Origin of the sequence: Streptomyces sp. Ru73 (assembly GCF_002920575.1) — a bacterium.
GTDB lineage: Bacteria > Actinomycetota > Actinomycetes > Streptomycetales > Streptomycetaceae > Streptomyces.
Genome location: NZ_PQSQ01000006.1, coordinates 138,013 through 147,904, shown reverse-complemented (window position 1 = coordinate 147,904; position 9,892 = coordinate 138,013). Strand labels below are relative to the sequence as shown.

10 protein-coding genes are annotated in these 9,892 nt (G+C 73.9%); 9 read left to right on the top strand and 1 reads right to left on the bottom strand.

What is annotated here, in order from left to right:
• Positions 1-49: 49 nt before the first annotated feature.
• The gene (locus C3486_RS04815) at positions 50-370 is read right to left on the bottom strand and encodes a hypothetical protein (protein WP_103831287.1); all 321 of its coding nucleotides are present in this window, start codon (positions 368-370) and stop codon (positions 50-52) included.
• 531 nt (positions 371-901) lie between these two features.
• On the opposite strand from C3486_RS04815, the gene C3486_RS04810 reads away from it, so the two are divergent.
• The 9 genes from C3486_RS04810 (at position 902) to C3486_RS04770 (ending at position 9,872) form a co-directional block, all read left to right on the top strand.
• A complete protein-coding gene (locus C3486_RS04810; protein WP_258052596.1) occupies positions 902-2,569 on the top strand; it encodes an FUSC family protein in 1,668 nt (555 codons plus the stop codon).
• A gap of 116 nt (positions 2,570-2,685) precedes the next feature.
• Entirely contained in the window at positions 2,686-3,192 is a 507-nt protein-coding gene (locus C3486_RS04805; RefSeq protein WP_103831285.1) for a MarR family winged helix-turn-helix transcriptional regulator, read from the top strand.
• 118 nt (positions 3,193-3,310) lie between these two features.
• Positions 3,311-3,556: a DUF2630 family protein gene (locus C3486_RS04800; RefSeq protein WP_103831284.1), complete on the top strand. Its 246-nt coding sequence runs from the start codon at positions 3,311-3,313 to the stop codon at positions 3,554-3,556.
• A gap of 445 nt (positions 3,557-4,001) precedes the next feature.
• On the top strand, positions 4,002-4,415 hold the full coding sequence (locus tag C3486_RS04795; protein WP_103831283.1) for an SsgA family sporulation/cell division regulator: 414 nt from the start codon (positions 4,002-4,004) through the stop codon (positions 4,413-4,415).
• A gap of 353 nt (positions 4,416-4,768) precedes the next feature.
• A complete protein-coding gene (locus tag C3486_RS04790) occupies positions 4,769-5,176 on the top strand; it encodes an SsgA family sporulation/cell division regulator (protein WP_103831282.1) in 408 nt (135 codons plus the stop codon).
• A 99-nt stretch (positions 5,177-5,275) separates the two neighbouring features.
• Complete coding sequence (locus C3486_RS04785) at positions 5,276-5,983, top strand: response regulator transcription factor (protein WP_103831281.1); 708 nt, start codon at positions 5,276-5,278, stop codon at positions 5,981-5,983.
• Positions 5,980-7,485: an ATP-binding protein gene (locus C3486_RS04780; protein WP_258052595.1), complete on the top strand. Its 1,506-nt coding sequence runs from the start codon at positions 5,980-5,982 to the stop codon at positions 7,483-7,485. The genes C3486_RS04785 and C3486_RS04780 overlap by 4 nt, the downstream gene beginning before the upstream one ends.
• Complete coding sequence (locus C3486_RS04775) at positions 7,482-8,111, top strand: GerMN domain-containing protein (protein ID WP_103831280.1); 630 nt, start codon at positions 7,482-7,484, stop codon at positions 8,109-8,111. Before C3486_RS04780 ends, C3486_RS04775 begins: the two co-directional genes overlap by 4 nt.
• Positions 8,112-8,237: 126 nt before the next feature.
• Positions 8,238-9,872: a GMC family oxidoreductase gene (locus C3486_RS04770; RefSeq protein WP_103831279.1), complete on the top strand. Its 1,635-nt coding sequence runs from the start codon at positions 8,238-8,240 to the stop codon at positions 9,870-9,872.
• The last annotated feature ends 20 nt before the right edge of the window (positions 9,873-9,892 follow it).

Sequence of the window (9,892 nt, the reverse complement as noted above, 5' to 3'; positions counted from 1 at the left end):
GAGGGCTCAGCCCCCGCGAGGGCACCGCCCCCTTGACACCGCAGCCCCCTCAGCACCCCCGGTTCTTCACATACAGCGCGCGAGGGTCTCGGTCCGTGCCGTAGCGGACGTTCTTCGTGGCGCCCTTTTTGAGGCGACCGTGGGGATCGGGGCGCCAGGGGACGACGATCGTGTAGCAGGCGGTGCGCTTGGTGCAGAGGTTCGTCAGCCGGACGTAGCGCTTGTGCTTCTTCGTGTAGTACTTCACGACTTTGACGCACTGGGGTGTCCGGTAGTGCCGGGACGCGGCGGAGGCGGTCTCGGCCGACGCGATGCCGAGCGTGCCGCTCAGTATGGCCGCGGTGATGACTATGGCCAGGTATCTACGCATGGGTCCCCCCGTGATCGGTCCACTTGACTATCGCATTTTCCGCGAGACGGACAAGAGGCACCCCTCGCGTACACGGAAGCACGCCGGAGGCCCAGGGGGCACGCCGGGGCGCCTGCGAGGGGAGCGCGATGCGCGTGGTGCTCCCGCCGCGCTCCGGGGCCTCCGGAACCTCCGGAAGCTCCGGAGAGGCCCCTGCCGCAGCCTCTGGAAAGGCGCCGAAGAGGCCCGCCTTCCCTGAAGGGGCCCACGCCCCCCGAAGGAGCCCGTGCTGAGGGCCCCCACAGAGGGCCGGGGGACACAGACGGACACAGACGGACTCCGGCAAACACCGGCGGACACAGATGGACTCCGGCAAACGGCCGGCAAGCGCCGGCCCGGACGCGATCAATTCTTCACGAGTAAAACACCTGCTAATATTTATGTATGGGCAAGCACGCTGGACCTACGCGACTGGGGCGAAAGAAGACGAAGACGATCAGTACCGGGGCAGGAAACACGATCCGGACCCGGCCGCTCCCGCTCAGGAGCACCGTGCGGCTGCGGCGGCCCGCGGAGGCCCGGCACTGGCACAAGCCCGCCTTCAGCGCGGCCGTCGCCATCGGCCTGCCCGACCTGGCGCTGCTGGCCCTGGACCGGATGGACCTGGTCCTCTACACCTCGGCCGGCGCGATGTGCGCGCTCTACGGGCACAACAAGCCGTACGCGGCGCGCGCCCGGACCGTCGCGTGGGTGATCCTCGGCATGATCGCCAGCCTGGCCGTCGGCCTGGTCAGCTCCTCGTTCCTCGACAGCACCGTGCTGCTGGTGCTGATCGCCTCGGCGCTCGCCGCGGTGCACAAGATGATGTGCGACGCGGTCCGTATCGGGCCGCCCGGCAACCTCATCATCACCTTCATCTCGGCCTCGGCCTTCTTCGTACCGCAGCGGCCCGGCGACATCCCCGTCCATCTGCTGCTGGCCGTCGCGGGCGGCGCCGTCGCCTGGCTCGTGTGCATGGCGCCCTGGCTCGTCCGGCCCGAGGGGCCGCAGCGCATCGCCACCGCACGGGCGCTGGAGGCCGCCGCCGGGCTGCTGCGGGCCGCGCCCGACGCGGCCGTGGGGCCCCGGCACGCCACCGCCGCCGCGGTGAACGCCGCCTGGCAGACGATCTTCCTCGTACCGGCCCGCAGCGCGGCGAAGTACGCGGCTCGGGCCCGCCTGGAGCGGCTTCTCGTACGGGCCGAGTCCGCGCTGGCCGTGGCCGACGTACCGGCCGAGGAGCACGCGGCGGAGGCCGAGCGCTTCGCCGGCTGGGCGCGGGACCTGCGTCGCGGCAGGCCGCTGCCCGAGGTGACGCTGGACGCCGGGCAGACCGCCGAGCTGGCCGGCATCGCCGCCGACCAGGAGGGCACCGCGCTGGACCTGCGCCGCCCCTCCCCCGACCACCCGCGCGGCTTCCGCGCCGTCCTGCGGCAGCTGCGGCCCGGTTCGCCGCTGCTGCCGCTCGGGGCGCGGGTGCTGATCGGCTGTACGTTGGCGGGCTGGGCCTCCATGGCCATCGGGTCCGAGCACCCGTACTGGGCGGTCGTCACCGCGGCCTCCGTCTTCCAGGCCAACACCACGCTCTCGTGGCAGCGCGCCGTGCAGCGGGCCCTCGGCAACCTCCTCGGGCTGCTGCTCTTCACCGCGCTGCTGCCGGTGATCCACACCGGACACCTCGCGATGGTGCTGCTGGTGATCCTCTTCCAGATCGGCGCTGAGGCGTGGATTCCGCGCAACTACTGGCTCGGCTCGGTGTGCGTGACCCCGATGGCGCTGCTGCTGACCTCGTTCGGCAACGCCATGCCGGCGGGCGTCCTCGTGCGCGACCGCTGGGTGGACACGGTGGTCGGCGGGATCATCGGGCTGGTCTGCTGCGTCCTGGTGACGAACCGGCGGGCCACCGACCGCATCGAGGCCGCGATGGGCCACGTCGCGGCGGCGCGGGAAGCGGCGGCCGCGGTGCTCGCCGCGGACCGGCCGGACGACCTGGAGGCGGGCTGGGCCCGCGACCGGCTCGCCGCGGCGCTCGTCGAGCTGCGGGAGGCCGTCGAGGTCGCCTCCGGTGAGTGGTGGCAGCGGGCCCTGCCCGCCGAGCGCGTCGCGCTCGCCGAACGCGACGGCCACCGCACCCTCGCCCGTCTCGTCCGGCACCTCAGTGCGCCGGCGCTGGCGGCTTAGCGGGGCGGCTCGGCAGGCGGCGCCGCCGGCTCGGCGGGGCCGCCGGTGGGGCGGCGAGCAGGGCGCGAGTGGGCAGAATGGGCGCGGAAGAACGGCCGGACGAAGGAGTGCTGAGCGTGGCCGAGGACATCGTCGCAGGGGTGCTGCGGCAGTGGCAGCAGGTGCACCCCGGTCTCGACACCGGGCCGATGGCGGTGATCGGCCGGCTCAACCGCTGCTCGGCGCTGCTCCAGCAGGCGGTGGACGCGCCGCTCGTACAGGAGGGGCTGACGCGGGCCGAATTCGACATCCTCGGCACCCTGCGGCGTACGGGGCGTGAGCTCACGCCGGGCCAGCTCGCCCGCGAGACCTTCGCCTCGGGCGCGGCCGTGACGAAGCGGCTGCGGCTGCTGGAGGAGCGCGGGCTGGTCGCCCGGCGCGCCGACGCGCGCGACCGGCGGGTCGCGCACCTGAGCCTCACCGACGAGGGGCGGGAGCTGATCGACCGGCTGCTGCCCGATCAGCTGTCGTTCGAGTCGAGCCTGCTGTCCGGGCTGTCCGGGGAGGAGCTGGGGAACCTCTCCACGGCCCTCTCCGACCTGCTGCTGCACCTGGAGGGCCGGCTGGGCGCCCCACGGGCCTGAGGGCCCGGCCGAGGCGGGCGCGTGTGCGGCTTCGGCGCGCCGAATCGCGGGGTACGGCGCCGCTTCCTAGAGTGAGCGGTGAAGGCCCAGGGGCTTGTCCGCCAGTGAGGAGCGATCCATGGACCAGCAGGAGATCCTCGCGCGCATTTCGGCGATGGTGGAGACCGAGAGGGCGCTGCGTGAACGCATCGCCGCCGAGGAAACCGGCGGTGACGAGGAGCGTGCGCAGCTGGCCGCGCTGGAACGCGAGCTGAACCAGTGCTGGGACCTGCTGCGGCAGCGGCGCGCCAAGAGCGAGTTCGGGCAGAACCCGGACGAGGCGGCCGTCCGCCCGTCGTCCCAGGTGGAGCAGTACCGGTCGTAGGAAGCGGCTCGGCGGGGCTCCGCCGGAGCCGCACACGCAACGCGGGCGCAGATCCGCCGGTGCCGCACACGCAACGCGGGCGCAGATCCGCCGGTGCCGCACACGCGCCGCGGTACGCACCGCGGTACGGCTCCGCCGGTTCCGCGCACGTACGGCGTTGCGCCCCAGCCGTCCGTCCGTATGGCGTACTCGGCCCTCGTACGGGAGTCGACGCCGGCTACCGAGGCCGGCCGAGTACGTCTCCGTACCGCTCCCGCTGAGCGCCGCGGGACCGCCCCCGGGTGGCCCGTCAGGCGCCCGGCAGAAGGCCGTCGGGCGTCCGCCGGCGGCCCGTCGGGGGCCCGTGACGCAGCTCACGCGGAAATCCGGTGCACTGCCGTAACGATGCCGCCGTCCTAGATGTCGTAGAGGCAAGGAACCGTCACCGGACACCAGGGAGCCGACGATGCCGGACATCATCGACCACGCTGTTCAGGCCGGCCTCATCGCGACGGCATCGCAGTCGCGCGCCGTCCTCGCTCGGCTGCGCTACAAGAGCAGCGATCCGTTCGCCGTCCAGGCGATCTTCCCGGCCACTGCCTCCCTGGACGGCGCCGAGGTCCGGTGGACGTTCGGCCGCGAGCTGCTCGCGCAGGGGATGCGGGAGCCGGCCGGGGACGGTGACGTGCGCGCCTGGCCGCACGGTCCGCGCCACACGATGCTGGAATTCCACGCCTCGGAAGGCATGGCGGTGGTCCGGTTCGCCTCCGCCGACCTGCGGCGGTTCCTTTCGAGTACGTACCTGGTGGTGCCGCGGGGCGACGAGCCCCGTCTCCTGGACGTGGACGCCGACCTCGCGGCGCTGCTCCGCGAGGCGTGAGGAACGGCCGCGTCCGCGTCCCCGCAGACCTCCCGTCCGTTACGCGTAAACCGCCCCGGAGGCCCGGGAAGCCCGAAAAGCGCAGGTCGGCCGGGGTGCCGGGCGGTGTGGCAGGAACCAGGTGCCCCGGGTGATCGTTCACCCCACGTACCTGATATTCCGTATCCAGCACCTCCGCCACCACCGGGCGCCGAAAACGGTGCGCCTACCCCATGAAGGACAGGACTCACCTCGACATGACATAGATCACACACCTGTCACAGGCACGGCTCACCCGGGCACAGCGTCTAGCAGTGTGGGCCGTGCGCAGCCCGGTCACGTCCATCCACCCGAGCCGTAAGGGAGCAGCCGCGATGCAGAGCGCCATCGACCAAGCCGTGCAGGTCCGTCTGATCGCCACGGCGCCCGGGGCGCGCCCGGTGCCCGCCGTCCTGCACTACCACCCGGCCGACCCGCTGGCCGTGCGGATGTCCTTCCCGCCCGAGATCTCGCTGGACGGGGCGGCGGTCGAGTGGACGTTCGCGCGCGAGCTGCTCTCCGAAGGGCTGCGCGGACGGGCCGGCACCGGTGACGTACGGGTGCGTCCGCTCGGTGACGACCGCACGGTGCTGGAGCTGCACGTGGCGGACGGCGTCGCGATGGTGCAGATGAGTTCGGCCGATGTCCGGCTGTTCCTGGCCCGGTCGTACGAGGCGGTGCCGGCCGGGTCCGAGCGGCTCGACGTGGACGGCGGCCTCGCGGAGCTGCTCGGCGAGGGCTGAGCGCGGGCGCGGGGCCCACCCGCTCCCGGACCGCTCGTCACCCGCCCGCCGCGTCGCCGCTGTTACCGAGCCGTCAAGAAACGTACCGATACTGGTCGCATGCCACGAGTACTGCTCATCGAGGACGACGCCGCCGTACGGCACGGGGTCTCGCTCGCGCTGCGGCGGCGCGGGCACGACGTGGCGGCCGTTGCCAGCGGCGAGGAGGGGCTGACCACGCTGCCGGCCTTCCGGCCCGACATCGTGCTGCTGGACCTGATGCTGCCCGGCAAGGACGGCTTCGAGGTGTGCCGGCGCATCCGGGCCGACCGCCAGCTGCCGATCATCATGCTCACGGCGCGCGGTGACGACCTGGACGTCGTGCTGGGGCTGGAGGCGGGCGCCGACGACTACATCGTGAAGCCCGCCCGGGGCGAGGTGCTGGAGGCCCGTATCCGGGCGGTGTTGCGGCGGACGGCGCCGCCCGCGCTGGACGACGGCGGGCCGTACGACCCGGGCCCCGCGCCGGTGGAGACGCACGGCGAGCTGGTCGTGGACCGGGCCGGGCTGGTGGTCACGAAGAACGGCCAGGACCTGGCGCTCGCACCGTCGGAGATGAAGCTGCTGCTGTTCCTGTCGGCGGCGCCCGGGCAGGTGTTCAGCCGTCAGCAGCTGCTGGAGCACGTGTGGGAGCACAGCTACCACGGGGACGCCCGGCTGGTGGACGCGTGCGTGATGCGGCTCCGTACGAAGATCGAGGACACGCCGCGCAGCCCGCGGTACGTCCAGACGGTCCGCGGCTTCGGCTACCGCTTCGGCCCGCTGTGACGGCCCTCCGTGGCCGGGCCGGGCTGCGGCAGCTGCTGCGCGGTCTGCGGGCCCGGCTGGTCGTGGCGTTCCTGCTGGTGGCGGCCGTCAGCGCGCTGACCACCGCCGCGCTCACCTACCGCGAGGCCAGGAACGCGATCCTGGAGCGCGCGCAGGACACGGCCATCAACGATCTGCGCGGGCAGATCAATTCGCTCGCCCCCGACCTGCCGGTGCCGCCCGACCGGGCGGATCTGGACGAGTTCGCGCGGCAGCTGGACCGGTCGGGCAAGGCCAGGGACTGGGACGTCGAGGCGGATTACGAGGGCGTGCCGGACGGCGGCTCGGACGCGGAGATCGCGGTGCCCCAGGAGCTGCGGGACTCCGTGGAGCGGCGGCACGTGCCGGCGTTCCAGCGGGTCGAGCGCGGCGGCGAGCCGTGGCTGCTGATCGGCATGCCGGTGACGAGGGCGCACGATCACGCCCCGTCGAAGCTGTTCGTGTACGCGCGGCTGCCGCTGCGCGCCGAGGAGGCCAACGTCGAGGAGCTGGTGAGCGCCGCGCAGCGGGGTGCGCTGCCGGTGCTGGCGCTGGCCCTCGTCCCGGCGCTGCTGGCGGCGCGCGGTGTGCTGCGGCCGGTGCGCAAGCTGCGGCAGGCCGCCGGGCGGATCGCCGAGGGCAAGCTGGACACCCGGCTGGAGGTGAAGGGCGAGGACGAGCTGGCCGAACTGTCCCTCACATTCAACGACATGGCCGCACACCTGGAGGAGAACGTGGCCGAGCTGCGCCGCCTGGAGTCCAATTCGCGGCGGTTCGCGGCGGACGTCTCGCACGAGCTGCGGACGCCGCTGGCCGCGATGACCGCGGTGACGGACGTACTGGACGAGGACGCGGAGGCCGGCGCGCTGGACCCGGACACCGCGTCGGCGGTGCGGCTGATCAGCCAGGAGACCGGGAAGCTGGCCCGGATGGTGGAGGACCTGATGGAGGTGTCGCGGTTCGACGCGGGGGCCGCGGCGCTGCACGCGTACGAGGTGGACGTGGCGGAGGCGATCCGCAAGACGTTGCAGGCCAGGGCCTGGCAGGACCGGGTGACGGCCGACCTCGCCGCGGGCGTACGGGCGCGGCTGGACGCGCGCCGGCTGGACGTGGTGGTGGCGAACCTGGTCGGCAACGCGCTGCACCACGGGGGCGAGCCGGTCGCGGTCCGGCTGCACGCGCCGGCGGACGGCCGGCTGCTGATCGAGGTGGCCGACCAGGGTCCGGGCATCGATCCGGAGGTGCTGCCGCACGTCTTCGACCGCTTCTACAAGGCGGACTCCGCGCGGGCCCGCTCCGAGGGCAGCGGTCTGGGCCTGGCGATCGCCATGGAGAACGTCCGGCTGCACGGCGGCACCCTGCGCGCCGCCAACGCCCCGGACGGCGGCGCCGTCTTCACCATCGACCTGCCGCTGCGCACGGACGAGACGGACGAGCCGGACGAGGCGGATGAAGCTCACGCGCCGGGAGAGGAGAGGGCATGACCCGCCGTACGAGCCACCGCACCCGCGCCGCACGGCCCGCCGTCCGTACGAGCCGCCGCCATCGCACGCGGACCGCGGCCGCCGCGCTCGCCGCCCTGCTGGCCTGCGCCCTCGCCGGCTGCGGCATCGAGCCCAGTGACGTCATCGACGCCGGGGAGCCGGCGACCGGGCTGAAGTCGGACGGGCAGGCGCCCGCCGACGTCGAGCTGTTCTTCCTGGCCTCCACCGGGCTGCGCGCCGCGGCCCGGTCGGCGGAGCGCCCTGCCACTCCGCAGCGCGCGGTCGACCTGCTGCTGGCCGGGCCGAACGCCGCCGAGCGGCAACGCGGCCTGACCACCGCGCTGCCGGACCTGCACGACAAGGTGACGGTCGCGCCGAGCGGTGGCCGGATCACCATCACCGTGCCGATCGACCCCGAGCGGCTGGACCAGCCCGCGGTCAGCCAGCTGGTGTGCACGGCGGCCAACGGGCAGGTGCCGGGCGGCCGGCAGCCGGAGGAGATCGCGGTGACCGTACGCGGCAAGGGCGTGGAAGTGGGCCCGCTGGCCTGCGGCGGCAACAACGCCTATCCGTACGTCACGCCCCGCTCCGCCTCGCCCAGCGCCACGCCCACGACGAGCCCGTAGGGCGCGCCACCCGTCCCGGCCCCCGCCTGCGTCCTGTCGTGCACTCCTGACCCGGCGGCCCGCTTCCTCTACCCTGCTGTCGGCGATCACTCCGGTCACCGGGCCGACGGCGCAAGGGAGTTGCGGATGGTACGGCGGTCAGCGGCGCGCGGGAACGCGGCGTCGGGAACGTACGACTACATCGTCGTCGGGGCGGGTTCGGCGGGCTGCGTGCTCGCGGCCCGGCTGTCCGAGGACCCGACGGTGCGGGTCGCGCTGGTCGAGGCGGGCGGCCCCGACCGCCGGCAGGAGGTCCGCATCCCCGCGGCCTTCCCGAAGCTGTTCAAGACGGCGTACGACTGGGACTTCACCACCACGGCGCAGCCCGCGCTGGACGGCCGGGAGCTGTACTGGCCGCGCGGCCGCACCCTCGGCGGCTCGTCCTCGCTGAACGCGATGATGTGGGTGCGCGGCCACCGCGACGACTACGACGCCTGGGCGGCGGAGGCCGGCGAGGGCTGGGGGTACGACGAGGTCGCCCGCTACTTCCGGCGGGCCGAGCGGTGGGCGGGGCCGCCGGCGCCGCCGATCAACGACGAGGAGGGCCGGGAACGGGTGCACGGCTCGGCCGGTCCGCTGTGGATCTCCCCCGCGCGCGACCTGCACCCGCTGTCCGCCGCCTTCCTCGACGCGTGCGCCGAGTCCGGTCTGCCGCGGCTGCCGGAGCTGAACGAGCCCGACCACAGCGGCTGCGCGGCCACCCCGCTGTCGCAGCGGCGCGGGCGGCGCTGGAGCACGGCCGACGGCTATCTGCGGCCCGCGCTGCGGCGTGCCAACCTCACGGTGGTCACGGACGCCGAGGTCCGCCGCGTCCTCTTCGACGGGAACCGGGCCCACGGGGTCGAGCTGCCGGGCGGGGTGCTGCGGGCCCGGCGCGAGGTGGTGCTGAGCGCCGGGGCGATCGGCTCGCCGCAGCTGCTGCTGCGGTCCGGCGTAGGGGACGCGGACGACCTCAAGGCGCTGGGCATCGCGCCGGTGGCGGACCTGCCGGGCGTGGGCCGGAACCTGCAGGACCATCTGTCGGTGCCGGTGCTGCGGTACGCCGAGCGTCCGGTGACACTCACCGGCGCCGACACCCCGGCGAACATCGCGCGGTACCTGCTGGCCCGGCGCGGCCCGCTGACCTCGAACGTCGGTGAGGCCGTCGCGTTCATACGGAGTACGCCCGAGCTGGCGGCGCCGGATCTGGAGCTGATCTTCGCGCCGGTGCCGTTCGTGCGGCACGGCCTGACGCCGCCGGCCGAGCACGGCGTGACCATCGGCGTCATCCTGCTGCAGCCGGAGAGCCACGGCCGGATCACGCTGACGGACGCCGATCCGGCCGCGCCGCCGTGCATCGAGCCCGCGTATCTGAGCCGACCGGCCGACCTGCGGCGGATGGTGGCGGGCGTGCGCTTCGCCGAGGAGCTGTTCGGTACGGAGGCGCTGCGCCCGCACGTCGGCGCCGCGCTGCCGCCGTGGCGGGCGAGCGAGGACGACGCCGGTACCGAGGCCACGGTGCGGGCGCTGGCGGAGACGCTGTACCACCCGGTGGGCACCTGCCGGATGGGGACGGGCGAGGACGCGGTGACCGATCCGGCGCTGCGGGTGCGGGGCGTCACGGGCCTGCGGGTGGTGGACGCCTCGGTCATGCCGCGCATCACGCGGGGCCACACCAACGCGCCGACCGTGATGATCGCCGAGCGCGCCGCCGACCTGATCCGGTCGGGCGAGGACGGGTGAGGACAGACGGGGCCCGGTGC

Bases quoted from the DNA above. Each gene is read 5' to 3' on its own strand.
- C3486_RS04815 (WP_103831287.1), bottom strand. From the start codon at position 370: ATGCGTAGATACCTGGCCATAGTCATCACCGCGGCCATACTGAGCGGC.
- C3486_RS04800 (WP_103831284.1), top strand. From the start codon at position 3,311: ATGGACCAGCAGGAGATCCTCGCGCGCATTTCGGCGATGGTGGAGACC.
- C3486_RS04795 (WP_103831283.1), top strand. From the start codon at position 4,002: ATGCCGGACATCATCGACCACGCTGTTCAGGCCGGCCTCATCGCGACG.
- C3486_RS04790 (WP_103831282.1), top strand. From the start codon at position 4,769: ATGCAGAGCGCCATCGACCAAGCCGTGCAGGTCCGTCTGATCGCCACG.
- C3486_RS04785 (WP_103831281.1), top strand. From the start codon at position 5,276: ATGCCACGAGTACTGCTCATCGAGGACGACGCCGCCGTACGGCACGGG.
- C3486_RS04775 (WP_103831280.1), top strand. From the start codon at position 7,482: ATGACCCGCCGTACGAGCCACCGCACCCGCGCCGCACGGCCCGCCGTC.
- C3486_RS04770 (WP_103831279.1), top strand. From the start codon at position 8,238: ATGGTACGGCGGTCAGCGGCGCGCGGGAACGCGGCGTCGGGAACGTAC.